At 56.9% G+C, this 21347-nt stretch carries 15 protein-coding genes and 1 pseudogene; 1 reads left to right on the top strand and 15 read right to left on the bottom strand.

Features of this window, described 5'->3' with window-relative positions; all coding sequences use genetic code 11:
• From ABC336_RS26195 to citZ, 6 genes and pseudogenes are all read right to left on the bottom strand, one after another.
• Positions 1 to 957, bottom strand: coding sequence for a sugar kinase (locus ABC336_RS26195; RefSeq protein ID WP_413241459.1), 957 nt, complete (start codon positions 955 to 957; stop codon positions 1 to 3).
• 13 nt (positions 958 to 970) lie between these two features.
• Positions 971 to 1396 carry a hypothetical protein gene (locus tag ABC336_RS26190; RefSeq protein WP_413241458.1) on the bottom strand — a complete coding sequence of 142 codons (426 nt, stop codon included), beginning with the start codon at positions 1394 to 1396 and terminating at the stop codon, positions 971 to 973.
• Positions 1397 to 1511: 115 nt separating this feature from the next.
• A pseudogene (recQ, locus tag ABC336_RS26185) lies at positions 1512 to 3657 on the bottom strand (DNA helicase RecQ).
• A 153-nt stretch (positions 3658 to 3810) separates the two neighbouring features.
• Entirely contained in the window at positions 3811 to 4752 is a 942-nt protein-coding gene (gene mdh / locus ABC336_RS26180; RefSeq protein ID WP_413241457.1) for a malate dehydrogenase, read from the bottom strand.
• 143 nt (positions 4753 to 4895) lie between these two features.
• Positions 4896 to 6191: an NADP-dependent isocitrate dehydrogenase gene (icd, locus tag ABC336_RS26175; RefSeq protein WP_413241456.1), complete on the bottom strand. Its 1296-nt coding sequence runs from the start codon at positions 6189 to 6191 to the stop codon at positions 4896 to 4898.
• Between the two features lie 43 nt (positions 6192 to 6234).
• Complete coding sequence (citZ, locus tag ABC336_RS26170) at positions 6235 to 7350, bottom strand: citrate synthase (RefSeq protein ID WP_413241455.1); 1116 nt, start codon at positions 7348 to 7350, stop codon at positions 6235 to 6237.
• Between the two features lie 295 nt (positions 7351 to 7645).
• Between citZ and ABC336_RS26165 the strand changes: the two genes are divergently transcribed.
• Positions 7646 to 9163 carry a Ppx/GppA phosphatase family protein gene (locus tag ABC336_RS26165; protein WP_413241454.1) on the top strand — a complete coding sequence of 506 codons (1518 nt, stop codon included), beginning with the start codon at positions 7646 to 7648 and terminating at the stop codon, positions 9161 to 9163.
• A gap of 13 nt (positions 9164 to 9176) precedes the next feature.
• On the opposite strand, the gene ppk1 is transcribed toward ABC336_RS26165, so the two are convergent.
• The 9 genes from ppk1 to ABC336_RS26120 form a co-directional block, all read right to left on the bottom strand.
• Positions 9177 to 11243: a polyphosphate kinase 1 gene (gene ppk1, locus ABC336_RS26160; protein ID WP_413241453.1), complete on the bottom strand. Its 2067-nt coding sequence runs from the start codon at positions 11241 to 11243 to the stop codon at positions 9177 to 9179.
• Positions 11244 to 11437: 194 nt separating this feature from the next.
• The gene (locus tag ABC336_RS26155) at positions 11438 to 11839 is read right to left on the bottom strand and encodes an FxsA family protein (protein ID WP_413241452.1); all 402 of its coding nucleotides are present in this window, start codon (positions 11837 to 11839) and stop codon (positions 11438 to 11440) included.
• The gene (locus tag ABC336_RS26150) at positions 11840 to 12316 is read right to left on the bottom strand and encodes an acyl-CoA thioesterase (RefSeq protein WP_413241451.1); all 477 of its coding nucleotides are present in this window, start codon (positions 12314 to 12316) and stop codon (positions 11840 to 11842) included.
• 565 nt (positions 12317 to 12881) lie between these two features.
• The gene (pyk, locus tag ABC336_RS26145; RefSeq protein ID WP_413241450.1) at positions 12882 to 14636 is read right to left on the bottom strand and encodes a pyruvate kinase; all 1755 of its coding nucleotides are present in this window, start codon (positions 14634 to 14636) and stop codon (positions 12882 to 12884) included.
• 141 nt (positions 14637 to 14777) lie between these two features.
• A complete protein-coding gene (locus ABC336_RS26140) occupies positions 14778 to 15785 on the bottom strand; it encodes an acetyl-CoA carboxylase carboxyltransferase subunit alpha (protein WP_413241449.1) in 1008 nt (335 codons plus the stop codon).
• The gene (accD, locus tag ABC336_RS26135; protein ID WP_413241448.1) at positions 15775 to 16641 is read right to left on the bottom strand and encodes an acetyl-CoA carboxylase, carboxyltransferase subunit beta; all 867 of its coding nucleotides are present in this window, start codon (positions 16639 to 16641) and stop codon (positions 15775 to 15777) included. The genes ABC336_RS26140 and accD overlap by 11 nt, the downstream gene beginning before the upstream one ends.
• 114 nt (positions 16642 to 16755) lie before the next feature.
• Positions 16756 to 16944, bottom strand: coding sequence for a glutamate decarboxylase (locus ABC336_RS26130; protein WP_413241447.1), 189 nt, complete (start codon positions 16942 to 16944; stop codon positions 16756 to 16758).
• An 86-nt stretch (positions 16945 to 17030) separates the two neighbouring features.
• Positions 17031 to 17540, bottom strand: coding sequence for a phosphatidylglycerophosphatase A family protein (locus tag ABC336_RS26125; RefSeq protein ID WP_413241446.1), 510 nt, complete (start codon positions 17538 to 17540; stop codon positions 17031 to 17033).
• 123 nt (positions 17541 to 17663) lie between these two features.
• Positions 17664 to 21239, bottom strand: a complete 3576-nt coding sequence (locus ABC336_RS26120; RefSeq protein ID WP_413241445.1) for a DNA polymerase III subunit alpha — start codon at positions 21237 to 21239, stop codon at positions 17664 to 17666.
• Positions 21240 to 21347 lie beyond the last annotated feature (108 nt).

Genomic DNA, 21347 nt, shown 5'->3' with positions numbered 1-21347 from the left:
TTATCGCTCCACCCAAGCTTGTCCGAGCAGCCGCTGCTCCACAGCTTTCCACTCCGGTAGCGCTTCCCAATCACCGCGGCTCTGCACGACCAGAGAGCCGTTGATACTCGCCAACTTCACAGCCTCGCGAGTAGACTTGCCTTTGAGTATGCCAGCCAGGAAACCTGCGCAAAAGCCGTCTCCCGCCCCCACTGTATCCACTACCGTATCAGCAGGATAGAAAGGCACCTCTGTCACGTTGCCTTGTTCGACGATCAGCGTCTTCTCTCCGTAGCCCTTGATGATCGTAGTTGCGTTCAGCCGGGATACTGCAGCCATGATCTTATCCTCGTCTTCCGTATCATAGAGCAGTTGCAGCTCATCCCAGCCAGGCAGGAAATAATCAGCTTGCTCGCTCAGCGGCAGCAATACTTGTCTGGCTTCCTCGATTGACCAGAGCTTGAGACGCAGATTCGGGTCAAAGCATACATTGACTCCGGCTTGCTTGGCCATCTGTACCGCCTCCCAGACCGTCTCCCGGCAGGATTGGCTGAGCGCTGCCGTAATGCCTGTGACGTGGAGAATCTTGCTACCTCTTATGTAGTCTTGATCCAGATCGCTTGGCTGCATCCGGCTGGCTGCCGAGTGCTTGCGGTAGTAGTGTACTGCCACGCGCCCTGCGACTTGCTCGCGGAACATCAGACCGGTCGTCTCCGCGGCTGCCCGCCGGGAGCGGGATACGTCCACCCCTTCGCCTCGCAGCGTCTTCGTAATGACCGCCCCGAACGGGTCATCGCCAAGCCTGCCGAACCAGCCGACGGAGCAGCCGAGTCTGGCAGCACCGATCGCCACGTTGCTCTCAGCGCCGCCGAAACCCTGCTGCAGCACCGGGCTTCTCTCCAGGCTGCGGTGATCTTCCGCAGGCATGAAGAGCGCCATCGTTTCGCCAAAGGTGATCAAATCCGGTGAATATGCCATGAACCATCCCTCCTCATCTGTATACAGGATATTTCATCAGGTAAATAATCACAAGATAAATCAGCAGTACAATAAAGCTCATCGTTCTGGCTTTGCCGATATGTCCAGATGCGCTCTGGCCGGCTTGGATGGCGATCGCAATCTGTTTGATGGGCTTGGTCATCATGCCCGCGACGGCGGCGATGGCCAGAAACAGTACGATAGTCAGGATGATCCAAAAGATAGCGTACTCCATTTGCGAGATCAGATAACCGCCCGTCAAGAGCTGAAGAATAAGAAAATACTGGGCGATCCGATTGCCGCTGACCAGTCCCTCTGCAAGTCCGCTCTGGCCTTCGCCGGCCAACCGTGAAGCGCGGCCGATGAGGAAGGGCAAGACGACATAGAAGCCCATCCCGACGGCTCCGATCACATGTAAAAAAGTCATAAACTGATTCATGTCCATCCTCCATTTCAGTAGGTAACTCCCCTTTAGTATACTAAAAGGTCACAGCAAACACAAAATGAACCTGCCCCGGCCGACAGCTTAATCTGCAGCTAGCCTACCGTTCAAACTAGCGAATCCCGTGTTTGCACAACACGCCATGGATGGCAAAATAAGCAACATCATCCGGCAAGGCATCCTTTATCGGCTTTAATTTGTCTGCGCCATGCTCCTGCACGGCCTCAAGGATGAGCTCCTCTTGGCCTTCAGGGATGATCGCCTGCCAATCGACAGGATGCCCCTCGCCGGCTGCACGAATGATATGCCCCTCCACCGTAACCTTTCCCATCCCTCGCAGCTCGGAGATCTGGGCTACCGTGTGGCCCGATTGAAATAAAGCAAGCGAGACGAGGTGACTCGGCTGATCCTCCGTACCCTCCATCACTGCAGATTCCTGCCCGGAGAGAGGCTTGGCAGTTCCGGCAGCGGGTGCCTCACGGTCCGCATGGGATCGGATGACCTCGATAATCTGCGCACCGTATTTCTGTGCTTTGGCTGTACCTACGCCCTTGATGCCCAGCAGTGCCTCCTCGGTCTGCGGCTTGGATTCCGCCATCTCGCGGAGCGTCGCGTCGAAGAACAGGATGAACGGAGGTACATTCTCCCTTGCCGCAGCCTCCTTGCGCCACCTTCGAAGCGCTTCGAACAGCGGCGAGTCTGCAGCCACTGCGGAGCTGGATGCGCGGCGTTTCAACTGCTTGCGCTTCTGGAACACCTGCTCTTTGCCTTCCAGCACCGGGAGCGCCCTGGCGGTGATGGAGACCGTCGGATAAGCGCCGTCGCTGACGCGCATATACCCTTCCGCGACCAGCCAATACAGCCACTCCGTAATTTCTTTCTCTGCCCAGTCGCGGAACAATCCGTACGTAGTCAGCCTCAAGCCCCATCTCCAAAATCCGCTTGTCTCGCGAACCTTTCAGCACCTTGGCCACCATGGTCAGGCCGAATCTGCCCTTCATCCGCCCCGCGCAAGACAACGCCTTCTGCGCTTCTGCGGTCATATCGGTCGCCGCCGTATCGTCGAGGCAGCTGCTGCAGCGCCCGCAAGCCGGTACGTCGGCTTCGCCGAAATACTCGACGATATATTGCTGCAGACAGCGCTCGGTACGACTGTAATTCATCATCGTATACAGCTTGCTGAGCTGGATCGCCTTTCGGTCTTCATCTCCCGTACCCTGTTCGATCAGGAAACGCTGCACTTGCACGTCCTGCGGACTGAACAACAGCACACACTCGCTGTCGTCGCCGTCGCGGCCCGCTCTGCCTGCTTCCTGATAATATGATTCGATATCACCCGGCATCTGCCAGTGGATGACATAGCGGACATTGGGCTTGTCTATGCCCATCCCGAACGCATTGGTCGCCACCATCACCCGGACCTCGTCAAAGCGGAACCGCTCTTGCGCTTGCATCCGCTCCTCGTCTGCCAGACCACCGTGATATTTGGCTGCCGTGACGCCTTGCCGCTGCAGATCTTCGTAGACCTGCTCCACTTCCTTGCGGGTCGCTGCGTAGACGATGCCGGACTGGTCCGGCCGCTCCGCCAGGAAGTCGCGGAGAAAACGCCGCTTGTCCGCTCCGGTAACGACGGACAATGCTAAGTTGCTGCGGGCAAATCCGGTGACAAACACATTGGGCGAGCGAAGCGCCAGCATCTCCGAGATATCTCGCGCTACGTCTCTGGTTGCAGTGGCCGTAAAGCCAGCTACCAGCGGTCGGTCAGCCAGTCTGGCGATCCATGACGCCAGCTGCCTGTAGCTCGGTCTAAAATCATGTCCCCACTGTGAGACGCAATGGGCCTCATCGATAGCAATGAGCGGGATCGCCATCTGCTCCATGAGAGAACTGAACATCGGTGCATCCAGCCGTTCGGGGGCGATGTACAGCAGCTTGTATTCCCCCTGGGCTGCCCCTCGCAGGACATTGCGGTACTCTGCGCCGCTCAGCGAGCTGTTAAGGAACGCAGCAGGAATGCCCAGCCGGTTCAAAGCATCGACCTGGTCCTTCATAAGGGAGATAAGCGGCGAGATGACAATCGTCGTCCCCTCCATCATCAGTGCCGGGATCTGGTAGCAGACCGACTTGCCTCCCCCGGTCGGCAGGATGGCAAGGGTGTCCCGTCCCTCAAGCAGTCCGGAGATGATATCTGCCTGACCCGGTCTGAACGCATCGAACCCGTATACGCGCTTCAACAGTGCGAGCGCCTCTTCCAGCATAATTCTCCTCCTCTTCAAATCCCCACAAAAAAGATACTTTGCGGGGGCCCCGGGTACAAATAAATGGTTCTAAATCAAGCGGAGACCCTGCTGCGAAGTCAGGGTCTCCCGATTAAATCGCTATATGTCGGACCTACCTGCTTCCCCATCCCGCTATCCCGTGATGATGGCCATGACCTTACGGACGGAGTCGGCGGACGTGTCCAGCGCCGTCTTCTCCTCTTTCGTCAGATCAAGCTCGAACACCCGCTCGATGCCGTCCGCGCCCAGGATTACAGGGACGCCCATGAATAGATTGTCATAGCCGTATTCGCCCTGCAGCAGGGCGATCACCGGGATGATCCGCTTCTTGTCCTTCAGGATCGCCTCAGCCATCTGTACAAGCGATGCGGCAGGCGCATAGTAGGCACTGCCATTGCCCAGCAGGTTCACGATCTCGCCGCCACCGACACGGGTCCGCTGGACGATCGCTTCGATTCGCTCGGCGGGGATCAACTTCTCGATCGGGATCCCGCCGACATTGGAGTAGCGCACCAGAGGCACCATATCGTCGCCGTGGCCGCCCAGGACGAAGCCGCGGACGTCCTCGACCGAGACGTTGAGCTCCTCAGCAATAAAGGTGCAATAACGGGCCGTATCGAGCACGCCGGATTGGCCGATCACCCGGTTCTTGGGGAATCCCAGCGACTCATAAGCGACGTAAGTCATGGCGTCGACAGGGTTGCTCAGAATGATGACAATCGATTCGGGGCTGGTCGTTTTGATCTGCTCACAGACGGATCTGACGATGCCGGCATTCGTATTGACCAGATCATCCCGGCTCATCCCCGGCTTGCGGGCGATGCCTGCCGTGATGATGACGATGTCCGACTCACGGGTATCTTCATAACTGGACGTACCGGTTATTTTGGCGTCGATGCCCTGAACAGGCGTCGACTCCATCATATCCAGCGCCTTGCCTTTAGTGGGATTCTCCAACTGCGGGATGTCGACCAACACAATATCGCCGAGCTCTTTTTGCGCCAGCATCAGAGCCGTGGTAGCGCCTGTGAATCCCGCCCCTACTACCGTAATCTTGTTACGCTTGATAGCCATACTCTGATCTACCTCCTCTATGACGATTCGGATCCCTCTATGAGGAAGACGGCATCGCCCGGTGGGAGATGCCGTACTTCGATTGGTCGATGTGATTACGAAGCAGCTTGATTTAGCGGCTCCGACATCGATTGGAACTTGCTCTACATGTTAGCGATGATCTCGTTGGCGAATTCGGAGCATTTTACTTCTTTGGCGCCTTCCATCAGACGGGCAAAGTCATAAGTCACCGTTTTGTTGTTGATCGAAGTCTCCATGCCTTTGTAGATCAGGTCAGCCGCTTCCTGCCAGCCCAGGTGCTCAAGCAGCATGACGCCGGAGAGGATGACGGAGCCAGGGTTTACAACATCCTTGTCAGCATACTTGGGTGCCGTGCCATGAGTTGCTTCGAAGATGGCATGTCCTGTCAAATAGTTGATGTTTGCCCCCGGTGCAATACCGATGCCGCCGACTTGCGCAGCCAGAGCGTCGGAGAGATAGTCGCCGTTCAGGTTGAGCGTCGCGATCACATCAAAGTCGGTCGGACGAGTCAGCACCTGCTGCAGCGCGATATCGGCGATGGCGTCTTTCACAATCAGCTTGCCGGCTGCTTCCGCTTCTGCTTGCGCCTTGTTGGCTGCATCCGTACCTTCGGCTTCCTTGATGCGGTCGTATTGCCCCCAAGTGAAGGTTTGCTCAGGATACTCTTGCTCGGCCACCTCGTAGCCCCAGTTCTTGAATGCACCTTCGGTGAATTTCATGATGTTGCCTTTGTGAACGAGCGTAACCGACTTGCGGCCATGCTTGAGTGCATACTCGATAGCAGCGCGTGCCAGTCGCTTGGAGCCTTCGGAAGACACAGGCTTGATGCCGATTCCGGATGTTTCCGGGAACCGGATTTTATTCGCACCCATCTCCTCTTGCAGGAAAGCAATCACTTTTTTCACTTCATCCGAGCCTTCTTGGTACTCGATGCCCGCATAGATATCTTCTGTATTCTCGCGGAAAATAACCATGTCAACCAGCTCTGGACGTTTGACCGGCGATGGCACGCCGTCGAAGTAACGGACCGGACGCAGGCAAGTATACAGATCAAGCTCTTGGCGAAGCGCAACGTTCAGGGAACGGATGCCGCCGCCGATCGGCGTCGTCAGAGGCCCTTTAATGGCGACGATATATTCGCGGATGGCTGTCAGCGTGTCGGCCGGCAGCCACTCCCCGAACTCGTTGAACGCTTTTTCGCCGGCGAATACTTCGTACCAGGCAAGTTTCTTCTCACCCTTATAAGCTTTCTCTACAGCGGCGTCGAGTACGCGCTGGGAAGCACGCCAGATATCGCGGCCTGTGCCGTCGCCTTCGATGAACGGGATGATCGGCTGGTTAGGCACCTGCAGCAAGCCGTCTTGAATCGTGATTTTTTCGCCTTCAGTAGGCAGTTGATATTTTTCGAATTGAGCCATGAGTATAATTCCTCCATCTTCTTGTTTGGTTTGGGTTAGATCGTTATTGACGTTCGCTGATTGGTGTGTAACGCGCGCTGGACGGACCAGTATACTCAGCCCGCGGACGGATCAAGCGGTTGTTCTCATACTGCTCGAGGATATGTGCTGTCCATCCGGAGAGCCGGCTGATCGCAAAGATCGGCGTAAACAGATCGCGGGCGATCTTCAATGTCGTGTACACGGATGCCGAGTAGAAATCGACATTGGGCTTAAGCCCTTTCTGGCCGGTGACGATCTCCTCGATCTTAACAGACATCTCGTACAGTTCCATATTGCCGGTCAGCTTGCCCAGCTCCTGGGACATCTTCTGCAGATGCTTGGCGCGCGGGTCGCCGTTTTTGTATACACGGTGACCGAAGCCCATAATCTTCTCCTTGTTGGCCAGCTTCTCCTGGATGACGGATTCGACTCTGTCCAGCGAACCGATCTCTTCGAGCATGACCATGACAGCTTCATTGGCTCCGCCGTGCAACGGTCCTTTGAGGGCGCCGATCGCAGAAGTAACGCCGGAGTAGATATCGGAGAGCGTCGCCACAGTGACCCGGGCGGCGAACGTCGAAGCATTGAGCTCATGATCGGCATGCAGCACCAAAGCCTGGTCAAGCGCCTTGACCGCTACCTCATCAGGGTCCTCACCGTTTAGCATATACAGGAAGTTATGGGCGAGGGAGACGCCGGACTTCGGAGCGATCGGCTCCTTGCCTTCACGGATGCGGGAGAATGCAGCAATAACCGTAGGCAGCTGGGCTTGCAGCTTGATCGCCTTCTTCAGGTTAGCCTCTGGAGACATGTCCCCGGCAGAAGCGTCATACAGCGACAGGCTGGAGACAGCTGTGCGAAGGGCAGCCATCGTGTTGGTATCCTTCGGATACAGGCGGATTGCTTCGATAACCTCGGCGGGAACGCTTGCATGCGTATCGAGTTCCTTGCTCAGCTCTTCCAGCTCGGATTTGTTCGGGAGCTTGCCGTACCAGAGCAGATAGGCAACCTCTTCAAAGGACGCGTGTTCAGCAAGTTCGTCGATATCAATACCGCGATACGTTAATACGCCATCAATTATAGAGCTGATGGAGGAGGTTGTGGCTACAATCCCTTCCAGACCTTTGGTTGCTGTCATATTTCTCTCTCCTTTAACATCGAAATTCGCCATAGAAATCCCATTATTCAACTTCGATTTCTTATCGTCTTTATCATCATAAAGGATTTCGACAGGGATGTGAACCAAAACCCGAATAAAAAAGATTTATCGGCGCCATAAAATATTTCATTGACGCTAACTTTCGCCTTATGATATGGCAGGCAAGTCCGCCGCTGCTTTCTTCTCATGCGCGTCAGTGGTAAAATGACGTAGAACAAGCTCGAATGTGATACAGAGACTGTTCCAATAACCCGCTTATATTCGGAGGCAACGGATGACTCAAATACGCAACGGCATCATCGATATCGGCTCCAACTCCATTCGTCTGGTCATCTATGAGCAGACGGCAACCGGAGCCAACCGCGTCATCGACGGCACCAAACGCCCGGCCAGGCTGAGCGAAAAAATCGATCGCGACGGCAGGCTGCCGGAAGCGACAATACAGCAATTGATCGGCACCCTCAACCATTTCAAGCTGATCTGCTCCCACCAGCGCGTCAGCTCGATCCGGGCGGTCGCTACCGCAGCTATCCGCAACAGTACCAATCGCGAAGAGGTGCTGACCTTACTGCGGGAAAAGACGGGGCTGCCGATCGAGATCCTCTCTGGCGAGCAGGAAGCCGAGTATGGTTTTCTGGGCATGTTGAGCACCCTCGATGTAAGGGACGGGTTGCTGGTCGACATCGGCGGAGGCAGCACGGAGATCACGCTCTTCCGCGACCGCGTGCGGCTGCACAGCGTCTCCTTCCCGTTCGGCTGCGTCAACCTGAACCGCCGTTTCATGGAGAACGGCATGATGAACGACAAGGCGCTGGCCGAGCTGCAAAGCCATGTCGCGGAGCTGGTCCGCGGCGAGCGCTGGATTGCCGAAGCGGCCGGGCTGCCGGTAGTCGGTATCGGCGGAACGGCGAGAGCCTTCGGCAAAATCCATCAGGCAAGCACAGATTACCCATTCACCCAGACACATAACTACCCTATCGCTGCTGCAGAAGGAGAAGGCTTATTAACAACCCTTCGGCAACTGCCGCTGGACAAACGCAAGAAGTTCCCGGGCCTTTCCAAGGACCGGGTGGATCTAATCGTTCCCGGCCTGGCGGCACTGCAAACCATCCTCGCAATTAGCGGCTGCAGCGGATATCTGATCTGCGGCGCCGGTCTGCGGGACGGACTGTTCTTGCATTCGGGTTTGAGCAGTCAGGATATGGTGAAGGACGTACTGGCCTACAGCATCGACAATCTGGGAGCCCTCCACCCGGAGGCGCCTGCTGTTCATGTCAGACAAGTGCACAAGATGGCCATGGAGCTCTTCGAGAACGGCAGCCGCGCCTACGCTTTCCCTGCGCGCGCCCGCCGCTGGATGGAAGCAGCCTCCCGCTTGTTCAGGATCGGTGCGAGCATAGACTATTACAAGTATGCCCAGCATTCGTTTTACCTGATCATGAACAGCCATCTCAACGGTCTTAGCCATCGTGAGATCGTGCTGACTGCCGCCATTGCCTCCTATAAAAATAAAGGCAAAGCCAAGCAGGCCATACAGCCTTACCAGAACATTCTGGAAGCGGACGACCTGGAGCACATCTGCCGTCTGGGCACCCTGCTCCAGCTCGCAGTCGCCCTCGACCGGAGCGAAGCGCAGACGATCGGGCGGCTTCAGATCGATCTGACCCCGCCATTGCTGACCCTGCGGCCGCTGGAAGCGAGCACTTCTCTGGAAGTGGAGCGGCGGGAAATCGATGCGCTCGCAGACGATTTCAAAAAAATCTGGCAGCTGACTCCCGTTCTGCAGCGCTAACCAGAAGCGCCTGTCATTGCAAGTATTTCCAGCTGTCGATCCGTCCTGATTCGAATTGGCTGCGGAACGGCGGCAGCTTATTGCTCACCTGCTCATAGAGACCGCTCGGCAACAGCTCTCTGGCTTTGACATTGTCATCCAGATTGAACTGCAGCATCCGCACCAAGTCCTGCCTGAGCACCGGATCGAAGACCGGGCACATCAGCTCGATCCGCCGCGTCAGATTGCGCGTCATCCAGTCGGCGCTGGAGAGGTACACTTCTTCTTCGCCGCCATTTTTGAAATACACGATCCGTGAGTGCTCCAGGAAGCGGTCGACGATGCTGATCACCCGGATGTGCTCGCTGATGCCCGCTACGCCCGGCCGCAGACAACAGACGCCACGGATGATCAACTCAATTCGCACACCCGCCTGTGATGCCTCATACAGCTTGTCGATCATGTCCTGATTGGACAAAGAATTCATCTTAGCGATGATGCCGGCGGATCGCCCTGCCTGCGCGTGGGCGATCTCCCGGTCGATCAGCTCGAACAACTGATCCTTCAGATCGGTAGGCGCGACCGCAAACGCCTTCCATTCGTGGGGAGCGGAGTATCCGGTCACTTCATTGAACAACGCCGATGCATCCACGCCGATGATGGGATGAGAGGTGAACAGTCCGACATCGGTGTAGAGCCTGGCAGTACTGTCATTATAATTGCCCGTCCCGACGTGGACATAGCGGCGCAGAGCTCCCTGCTCCCTTCGCACCACAAGCAGGATCTTAGCGTGCGTCTTCAAGCCGACTAACCCGTATACGACGTGACAGCCGGCCTTCTCCAGCTGTCGTGCCCAGGCGATGTTGCGCTCCTCATCAAAACGAGCCTTAAGCTCTACCACAACCGTTACCTGTTTGCCCGCCTCCGCCGCCGAAGCGAGCGCCTGTACGAGCTCTGACCGGCCGCTCACGCGGTACAAGGTCATCTTGATGGCCAGTACATCCGGATCCTCGGCCGCTTGCCTGACGAAGTCATTGACCGGCTCAAACGATTCGTACGGATGGTACATAAGGACATCCCGCTGCCGCAGCACTTCGAACATATCCTCCACCTCATCCAGCTCCACCGGATAGACAGGCTCGATCTTGGGGTATCGGAGATTGTCCCGCCCAGGGAGAGCACTGCTGAATTTCATCAGGAAGCTGAGGTCGAGCGGTCCGTCGATCTCGATGACATTGTCTCCCGTTTCCAGCTCTTCCTGCAGCAATTGCAGGGCGTACGGGTGCATTCCTTTGTCGATCTCCAGACGCACCGGCATCCCCCAGCGGCGCCGGCGCAGTTCCTTCTCGATTTCCTCGAGCAGATCCTCCGCCCCTTCTTCATCCAGGGTCAGGTCCGCGTTTCGGGTCAGCCGGAACGGATGCACCGCCTTGGCCACATAACCGTTAAACAACGTGTCCATATATTTCTCGATCAGTTTCTCGAGCAGGACGAATTCCATTTTCTTGCTGTTGCCCCGGCCAGGAACCTGGACATAACGCGATAGGATGGAAGGCACCTGCACGATGGCAAACAGCGGTTCTTCCTCCGGCTCCTGATCCTCATTTGTCAAAAGTACGGCCAGGTACAGCTCTTTCGTATGTACAAGCGGGAACGGCCGGCTCTGATCCACCGCCATCGGCGTCAGCACCGGGAAGACGATTTCCCGAAAATGGAGCTCCATCGCTGCCTGCTGGGTTGCGCTCAGCTCATGCAGCTCCTTGAATGCTATCCCTTCCCGCGCCAGCCCGCGCATCACTTCGCGATAGGTCCGATATTGTTCTGTAAGCATCTGGGTCGTCCGTTTGAACAGCCGTTTCCAAAGGCCGGATGGCGTATAGCCGGTAAAGTCTGTTTTGTTATACCCCGCTTTCAACTGATCCTGGATACCGGCCACTCGAACACTCATAAATTCATCCAAGTTGCTTGTCACGATGGCCAGGAACTTGGCCCTCTCCAGCAAAGGTGTGGTTTGGTCCTGCGCCTCCTCCAGCACGCGCCGATTGAATTCAATCCAGCTCAAATCACGATTCACATAATGGGAAATCTGCTGCCTGTTCATGTCTCACGCCTCCCTGGTTTGCCCCTGCTTCGAGAGGCTTAGCTTCACCAGCAGTGGAGCTATCCTTCGAAGCGTACTCTGATCCTTTGCGGGGGGCCCCGAAAACATATCAATACCATCCTATTATCCTCTTCTTTTGTTTTAATCATATTAAGGCAATGTAAATCCAGGGTAAATCAGTTTGCCGTTGACAGTTACCACCTGCGGATCATAAATCCGCCCCCGCCGCCGCTGCGCATCCGCCGCTCGAGCCATCTCAGCATGCGCTGCCGGAAAAACGGGCGGGTGATCGGAAATAATAGCGATAACCCGACCAGATCGCTTAGGAAACCAGGTATAATCAACAAAATGCCGCCGCCCAGGATGCATAAGCCGTCTAGCAGCGATAATCCCGGTATCTGTCCTGCCTGCATCTGCATCTGCGCCTCCTGCCAAACCTTGCGTCCCTCCAGCTGAATCAACAACAGACCGGTTATAGCCGTGGCGGCGATCAAAAGAAACGTCGTCCAGCCGCCGATCCATGAGCCAACTAAAGTGATGATCCAGAGCTCAAGCGCGGGAATGAGGACTAACAGCAAAAGCAACCATCTTCTCATCTAATCGCCTCCTTCGCATAACAGCTTGAGCTTGTTATAGACATCGGGCAGTTGGCGATCCAATCGGGTCGGCCGCCATTCCCGGTTCACCCACACATGACGGGTCGAGCCCTTGACCAGCAGTTCACCGGGCAGCTCGTCAGCGGACGTTGTGCTCTGAGGCATTCCCTCCCAGCCCGGGACCCGGCGAATCTGCGAGTCAAAGGTCAGACGGAGCGGCGAGAAGCTGGCGACACGTGTTGCGATGAGCAGTTGTTCATCATAACGCGCCGGCAGCATGAAGCTGGTATCCAGATCGATCAGCGGCAGCAGCAATCCTGCTTGCTCAATGTCTGCATACCGGTAGCCGGCGTGCCGGATCCATTCGGTCCGCCCGATCTCAAACCAGTTCAAATAGTTGATATGATACACCACTGCCATCTGATCCGTTTCTTGATAACGGACGCGCAGCGGGTGCAAATGCCAGGGCGATGCCATCCTAACCTCCTGTATACGTTTCATGAATTAGCCAGTTCAGGCTGTTGAAAATTAAGACCTCAAGGTTACGGATCGTTCTTCCGATCGCTGTTGTCCCCAGATTTTTTGGATGATCCACTTAAAGGGAGAAATCCGGGGAGAGCGTATGCTTCCGAAGCTAGCTTTTCTGCGAAAAGCTTTCAGGCGAACGCTACGCTTCTACAGAATCGATTCCGCACCCCTCGGCACTTTTCCAACAAAACATAACTACCTCTAGTTTGACATGCCAGCCCAACCAAAAGCAAGAGCGACGGCCGCAGGGCCATCGCTCTTGAGAAGTTGTATCTTGTTTTTTGAATTAAACTACAATCAGGGTCAAAAAATTCGGTTTTCAGCACCGAGAAGGTTGAAGGCAGTTGAAACTGAGGAGCGGAGCGTAGCCAAAGCTACGTGAGCACCTAAAAGTTTCCGAAGGAAACTCACTCCGAAAGCATAAGCTTAGTTCCGACTGCATTCAAGATTCGATGCCGAATCCACATCTCTGAATCACCTTCGTGATCAAAAGCGGATTTTTTGACCTACCTCTCTATAGGACGTTGGCTTGTCCGGTGTAGATGACACCTACCTCACCATAAATCGTTACTTCCATCCCGTCATGCATCAGGTTGAATGCTTCGGCAATGCCGAGAACAACCGGAATACCGATGTTCAGGCAGACCACTGCCGCATGGCTGGTAATGCCGCCTTGCGTCGTAATGACCGCCGCGGCTTTCTCCAATGCCGGCATATAATCTTTGTTGGTCTGGGTAGTCACCAGGATCGAACCGCGTACCGTCTTGGCATTGGCCTCTTCCGCGTTGCGGGCGATGACGACCTTGCCGGTGGCGCTTTGGCTGCCGATGCCTTGCCCTTTGGCGATCAGATCGCCGACATGATGCACTTTGATCAGGTTCGTCGTTCCGGAGCGGCCGACCGGTACGCCGGCAGTGATGATAACCGTATCGCCCAGCTTGACCAGGCCGGTCTCCATCGCGCCGTTAACCGCGATATCGAACATCTGATCCGTCGTCTCCGCAGCGACACCCTTGGCCGGGATTACGCCCCATGTGAGGGCTAGACGTCGCATCACCTGATCGACCGGGGTGACCGCGATGATCGGTGCCTTGGGCCGGTACTTGGAGATCATCCGGGCCGTATAGCCGCTCTCGGTCGAAGTGACGATCGCTTTGACATCGAGATCCAGCGACGAGTTGGTTACGGATTGGCTGATCGCCTCCGTCACATTCGAACGCTGAGCCGTAGCCTGCTTATTGAAGATCTCGCGGTAATTCAGGGCAGACTCGATACGCTCTGCGATGCGCGACATCGTCAGTACGGACTCTACCGGATACTTGCCCGCCGCCGTCTCGCCGGAGAGCATGATCGCGTCGGTGCCGTCGAAGATGGCGTTGGCCACGTCGCTTGCTTCGGCACGGGTAGGACGAGGATTGCGCTGCATCGAATCCAGCATTTGCGTAGCTGTAATAACCGGTTTGCCAGCCAGGTTGGACTTGCGGATCATCATCTTCTGGACCAGCGGCACCTCTTCGGCAGGAATCTCCACGCCAAGGTCGCCGCGGGCTACCATCAGCCCGTCGGATACTTCCAGGATCGCATCCAGATTGTCGACGCCCTGCTGGTTTTCAATTTTGGAGATGATCTGAATATGGGAGGCGTTGTGCTTCTCCAGCAATTCGCGGATTTCCAGGACGTCGCTCGCTCTACGCACAAAGGAAGCCGCGATAAAATCGATGCCTTGCTCGATGCCGAATACGATATCGCCTGCGTCCTTCTCCGTAATGCCAGGCAAGGAGATATCGACGCCTGGGGCGTTAACGCCCTTCTTGCTCTTGATCTGGCCGCTGTTGACGATCCGGCATTTGATCTCGGTGCCTTCAACCTCTTCAACCGTCAGACCGATCAGACCGTCATCGATCAGGATGGTCGACCCTACCTGTACATCGTTGGGGAGATTGCTGTAAGTAACCGGGATGCGGGTCCGGTCGCCCAGGATTTCTTCGGTCGTCAGGACAATCGCATCGCCCTGGTTCAGGTCGATCGGCTCTTCCTTCAGCTTGCCCAGACGAATCTCGGGGCCTTTCGTATCGAGCAGGATCGCTACCGTGCGGCCAAGCTCTTCACAGGCGGTGCGGATATTCTTGATCCGGTTGCCATGCTCTTCAAAATCGCCGTGGGAGAAGTTGAGGCGAGCGACGTTCATGCCGGCGAGAATCAGTTTTTTGGTGTTCTCCAGCGATTCGCTCGCCGGCCCGATGGTGCAGACAATTTTTGTTTTGCGCATTAGTTCGTTTCCTCCGTTTTTGCTCTCATGCGTAAACGACTTGGCCATACTCGGTCAAGTCTTGTTTCGCTTGTATGACAGACATGTTCTTCCTAAAATTACACGATTCGAGGCGGCTTGTACAGGGTCATTCACAAAAAATTAACCATTGACCGATTGTGGCGCCTGATCGACCGTCTCTTCGCCCGGCTCCTCCAGGGTCGAAAACGTACCGATCCGACGGAACTTCTCATAACGGTCGCTTACCAACTCTTCCGGTGACATCGCCGTCAGTTGCTGCAGATGACGCCAGAGCGCATCCTTGAGCGACTCGGCCTGAGCCGCCGTGTCCCGATGAGCGCCGCCCTGCGGCTCTGGGACGATCTCCTCGATAATACCGAACTCCAGAAGATCCTTGGCTGTAATCTTCATCGCTTCCGCAGCCTGATCCGCTTTGGACGCATCCTTCCAAAGAATCGATGCCGCGCCATTAGGCGAGATGACCGAGTAGATCGCATTCTCCAGCATCAACACGCGGTTGCCGACTCCGAGCGCAAGGGCGCCGCCGCTGCCGCCTTCACCAATGACAGCGCAGATGATCGGGACGCCGAAGATCGCCATTTCCCGCAGATTGCGGGCAATTGCTTCCGATTGGCCGCGTTCCTCGGCCGTGTTGCCGGGGTAAGCGCCCTTGGTGTCGATCAATGTGATAATCGGCCGATTAAACTTGTTGGCCTGCTGCATCAGCCGCAGCGCTTTGCGGAAGCCCTCGGGATGCGGACTGCCGAAAAAACGGGCGATATTATCTTTGGTGTCCTTGCCCCGCTGATGGCCGATCACCGTGACGGGGACGCCGTTCAGCTTGGCGAGTCCGCCCACGATCGCCAGATCGTCTGCGAACAGACGGTCACCATGCAGCTCGATAAAGTCGGTAAACATGTGCTGGATCAGATCCAGTGAGGTCGGTCGCTGCTGATGCCGCGCAAGATGCATCTTCTGCGCTGGCGACAGCTCCTCATACAGCTCGTCTTCCAGCGACTTGTAACGGTGCTCCAGCCTGGCGATCTCGTCACCGAAATCTATGCCCCGCTCCTCGCCGAAGCGCTTAAGCTCGTCGATCTTCTTGCGAAGCTCGTGAAGCGGCTTCTCGAATTGAAGTTCACCCGCCATGGACAGCATCCTCCCTTACCGTGTGCATATCAAGCAGCTTGGTCAGCATCTGCTTCAGGTCCTTGCGATGTACGACCTTGTCGATCTGGCCGTGCTGCATATTGAACTCGGCCGTTTGAAAATTGTCGGGCAGCTTCTGGCGGATCGTCTGCTCGATGACGATACGTCCCGCAAAGCCAACCAGGGCGGCCGGCTCGGCCAAATTGTAATCGCCAAGCATTGCGAAGCTGGCCGACACGCCTCCCATCGTCGGATCCGTCAGCACGGAGATATACAATCCGCCAGCTGACTGGAACTTGGCAAGGGCGGCGCTTGTCTTGGCCATCTGCATCAGAGAGAGGATACTCTCCTGCATGCGAGCGCCTCCGGAAGTGGAAAAGATCAGCAGCGGCAGCTCCCTCTCCATCGCCGTTTCGATGGCGCGAGTGATCTTCTCGCCGACGACCGATCCCATGCTGCCGGAGAAAAAATCAAAGCTCATGACGGCGATCACAACGGGGAAGCCGCCAATCGCGCCTTGTCCGGTGACGACGCCGTCAAGCAGACCGGAGTTTTTTTTCTGCTGCTCCAGCTTGTCGGCGTATCCCGGAAAGCCGAGCGGATCCTCGGAGACCATCCGGGCATCAAACTCCTCCAGCTTGCCATCATCAATGATCAGCTGGATCCGCTCCCACGCGCTCAGGCGGAAATGATGACCGCAAGAAGGGCAAACCTTGAGGTTTTTCTCCAGTTCCTTGCTGAACTGGATCGTCCCGCACTTGGGACATTTGTTCATCAGACCTTCCGGAATATCGCGTTTCGTATTCTTGGAAGGGATGGTAGCGTATTTTTTTTTATGGAATAAATCCTTAAACATGAAGAGGACACCTCTCAAGGCGCAAAAGTATTGTGACGAGAACCGGCCGGCCGCCCCCTAAGGGACGCGCTTCCGAACATGGCCGATTCTCCTCACAACCGGGGGTTCTATCTTCTAGGAATGGAGAATGGAGTTGAGCGCTTCCTGCACTTCTTCCAACTCTCCGGAGGGCACCAATATCTCGAACTGCTGTTTGGAGAGACTGACAGGCCGAGCCTGGATCATAAATCCTTCTTCGGTCAGCCGCTTCGTGATGTTCTCCGCAATCTTGGCGGTAGGCGCGATATAGATAACCGTCCACATGAAGGTACCCCCTAAATCCCTGGTTCAGGCCGCATAATGCAATAATGATACCATAACTACGGTTTTTACCGCAAGAAAGCGATCGGTTAGTCCTGTGGTTCAGCTGGCCACTCTGCGAGCATATACTGGTTGGCGGCAGGATCCTTATGGGCAATCCTGGCGGAGGCGGCGGCGGCCAGACCGGCTACCAGGTCATCCAGAAACACATGAATGCCCTGGCTTTTTCCGTTTAATTGCTGGATGATCCCGGGCTTGACTTTATCCAAATACCCAAAGCTTGTCAACCCGATCATGCCATAAACATTGGTGATGCCCAGAGCCAGCGTTTCATCCACTCCGTAGAGCGATTCATCTGCAGCCATGATGGACTGTAGAGGCTCAGGCAGCAGACCCTGCTCCGCCAGCTCATCCAGGGCCATCCCGGTATACATCACATACTGAACTTCCCGCTTGCCTAGCACAGTCCTCACGCTCTCCATACATTCCTCCAGCGTCAGCTGGTTGTTGTACGGACGCTGCAGGGTATAGACGATATCGGCAACCTGTCTTACCTCCACGCCACGCCTTTTCAGCCATTGCTCCAGTCCTGTAGACATCTGCATCCCTCCTGCGCGGTCACAAGCAAGGCGCGAGCACGGCCGAATAGCCGGCGCAAGCTTGTATGTCTCCTAAATGTATGCAGGGACAAGCGTAGATGTTCCACAATTTTGGCAGGCAAGCTACTTGACGACGGCCGAGCCCTCGCCTAGCAGCTGCTCGATGGCGGCGATCAGCTCCGGCGACGGCCTCACCCGGTAACGCTCGCTGAGCGCTACGGTGCGCTGACCCTCCTCATAGAACAACACCGTAGGCAACGGGCCGACATGACGGCTGAGCAGCGTCTGCAGCTGCTCCAGGCGCTGCGGCTGGCTGCGGCCGGACGCCACCTTGACGTAGAGCCGCTGCTGTGCAGAACTGCGGGAAGCTGCGCCTGCAGGAGCCGGTTTGGGCTGACTATGCTGAGCTGCCGGAGCAGCACCAGAGCTGCCTTGCCTAGTGCTCCTGGAGCGACCGCTTCTGCTCTGCGCCTGGCGTCTCAGGCGGCTTGCTTCTCCCGCTAGATTCACGCCTGTCAGCGGGACTGCCTCCTCGCAGATCAGCTTGAAGTCTTCTTCCTCCTGCTGGACGGTAGCCAGCACCATGACCAACGCGCCGGGCTTCAGCAGCTGAGCGCTCCGCTTCCACAAGGTCGGGAAGGCAACCGCTTCGACGCGCAGCAGACGATCCTCCAGCTCCAGGAATGCCATCGGCTGCCCCTTCTTCGTTGTAAAAGGCTTCACCGAGACGATCATACCCGCCACGACCGCGAGAGCGCCGTCCGGCTGGTCTGCCAGATCGACTACCCGGTCCAGACCAAGCGGCTCCAGACTCCCCTCATGCTCATCGAGCGGGTGCCCCGAGATGTAGAGTCCGAGCAGCTCGCGCTCGAACTCCAGCATTTGCGTCGGGGTATACGGCTGCACCTCGGGCAGCTCGACGCGCCAGTTCTGCACTTCTGCGAATCCGAACAATTCGATCTGCAGCTCCTCGCGCTCCTTGCGCCACTTGACGGCCGCCTCCACCGTCTCATCAAGCGCCGCCAGCAGCTGCGCCCGGTGGCCCGGCAGCGAATCCGCCGCACCCGCCTGGATGATACTCTCCAACACACGCTTGCTCACGATACGCAGGTCTACCCGCTGGCAGAGATCGAGCAGGCTGGCGAACGGACGCTCTTCCCGCTCTTTCATCAAGGCCTGGATCGCCTGGGCGCCAACGTTTTTGATCGCTGCCAGGCCGAACCGGACCGCTGAACCCGAAGGGGTAAACGATACGCCGCTCTCTTGCACGTCCGGGGGCAGCACCTCGATCCCCATACGCCGGCATTCATCGACATATTCTGCGGTTTTGCGCTGATTGCCTGTAAATGAAGCCAGCATCGCCGCCATGAACGGTACCGGGTAGTGCGCTTTGAGCCACGCCGTCTGGTACGAAAGGACACCATAAGCGGCAGCGTGAGCCCGCGGGAAGCCATAGTCGGCGAAGCGGACGATCATGTCATAGACACGGTTGGCATCCGTCTCGCTGTAGCCCTGCGCGGCGCTGCCGCTTACAAAATGAGCTCGCTGCTCATCCAGCACCTCGCGTTTCTTTTTGGACACGGCTCGGCGCAGCAGGTCTGCTTCGCCGAGCGAGAATCCGGCCATCCGGGAAGCGATCTGCATGATCTGCTCCTGATAGACGATAATCCCGTACGTGTCCGATAGGATAGGCTCCAGATCGGGGTGCGGGTAGGTGACTTCACTTCGGCCGTGCTTGCCGGCGATGTAGGTCGGGATAAATTCCATCGGACCCGGCCGGTACAGCGCATTAACCGAGATAATATCCTCAAACACGTTCGGCTTGAGCTCCCGCAGCACCCGCCGCATGCCTTCGGACTCCAGCTGGAAGACCCCTGTTGTCTCGCCTTTGCCCAGCCCTTCGTAGGTCAGCGGATCATCGTCCCTGATCCGGCTCAAGTCGATCTCTTTGCCGTACAACTCGCGAATCCATCCCAGTGTCCGCTCGATAACGGACAACGTCCGCAGGCCCAGGAAATCCATCTTCAGCAAACCGACCGTCTCCAGCTGCTCCATGGCATATTGGGTTAGCGGCGTCGTATCCGAGCCCTTCTGCAGCGGCACATAATGTGTCAGCGGCTCGCCTGCGATCACCACACCCGCAGCATGAGTCGAGGCATGCCGCGGCATGCCTTCGACCTTGGCGGCCATGGCCAGCAGCCGCTCGGTAGCCGGGCGCTTGCTCGCATCCTGCAGTTCAGGGCTCCGTGCTATCGCGCCTGTGAGCGTAATGCCCGGCTGCTGCGGGATCAGCTTCGCCGCCCGGTCGACATCGGCATACGGCAGATTGAGGGCCCGGCCGACATCGCGCACCGCTGCGCGGGCTGCCATCGTGCCGAAGGTGATGATCTGCGCCACATGCTCATCGCCGTACTTCGCCGATACATAAGCGATCACCTCGTCCCGCCGCTCATCGTCGAAATCGATATCGATATCCGGCATCGTAATCCGCTCGGGGTTGAGGAACCGCTCGAACAACAGCTTGTAACGCAGCGGATCGACATCGGTGATGCGCAGCACATAGGCGACGAGGCTGCCGGCTGACGATCCCCGCCCGGGTCCCGTACGGATCCCTTCCTGGTGCGCATAGCGGATAAAGTCCCAGACGATCAGGAAATAATCGCTGAATCCCATCTTGCTGATGACCGACAGCTCGTAGTCCAGCCTTGCCCGCGCTTCATCAGGGAAGCCGGGCTCCGAGCTCCACCGCTCTCCCGACGCGTAGCGGGACTCCAGTCCGTCTTCGCAGAGCAGGCGAAGATAGCTGTCCGAGTCCTGCCCTTCAGGGAGCGGCGAGAAGGCAGGCAGCAGCGCCCTGCCAAGCTGGAGCTCCAGATTGCATTGGGCTGCGATCCGCTCAGTATTGGCGATCGCCTCCGGAGCATACCGGAACAGCATCTCCATCTCGGCTGCGCTTTTGAGGTAATTCTGATCGCTCGTCATGCGCAGCCGACCCTCATCCTCCACACTCTTGCCCGTACCGATACAGATCAGCACGTCCTGGACTTCCGCATCTTTCGCCTCGATGTAATGCACGTCATTGGTAGCGACGAGCGGAATCCCGGTCTCCTCGGCCAGCTTCATCATGCCTTGGTTAACCTTCTTCTGCTCCAGCAGACTATGATCCTGAAGCTCAAGATAGAAGTCCTCGCCGAAGATGCGCCGATAGCGCTCGGCAGCTGCTCTCGCTTCCCCGTACTTCTCCTGCAGCAGCAGCTGCGACACTTCTCCCGCAAGACAGGAGCTCAGACAGACGAGCCCTTCGGCGTGACGCTCCAGCACCTCCAGGTCGATCCGGGGCTTATAGTGGAAGCCCTCCAGATGACCGATCGAGACCAGCTTCATCAGATTGCGGTAGCCTCTCTCATCCTTGGCGAGTAAGATCAGATGGTAGATCGGGTTTTGTTGGCGTGCCCCCTTCTCCCAGCGAGAGCCCGTCGTCAGGTAGACCTCGCAGCCGATGATCGGTTTGATCCCCTGCGCCCTGCATGCCTGATAAAAACCGATCGCGCCATACATGACGCCATGATCGGTCAGCGCCAGTGCCTTCATGCCGAGCGCGGCAGCTCTTGCCGTCAGATCGCGGATCCGTGCCGCGCCGTCCAGCAAGCTGTATTCGCTGTGCACATGCAGGTGCACAAATCCGTCTTCACGTCCCATAGCTGTTACCCTCTCATGTCGCACCTATATTTCTTCTATTTTATCATATTGTCCCTACCCCCGCCCATAAAATGAACTAGTAGCCCCGGACAAGCAGATCCGGCGCAA

The sequence above is a fragment of the Paenibacillus jepli genome (assembly GCF_047238105.1).
Lineage (GTDB): Bacteria > Bacillota > Bacilli > Paenibacillales > Paenibacillaceae > Paenibacillus_D.
This window is presented reverse-complemented; position numbering and strand designations above follow the sequence as displayed.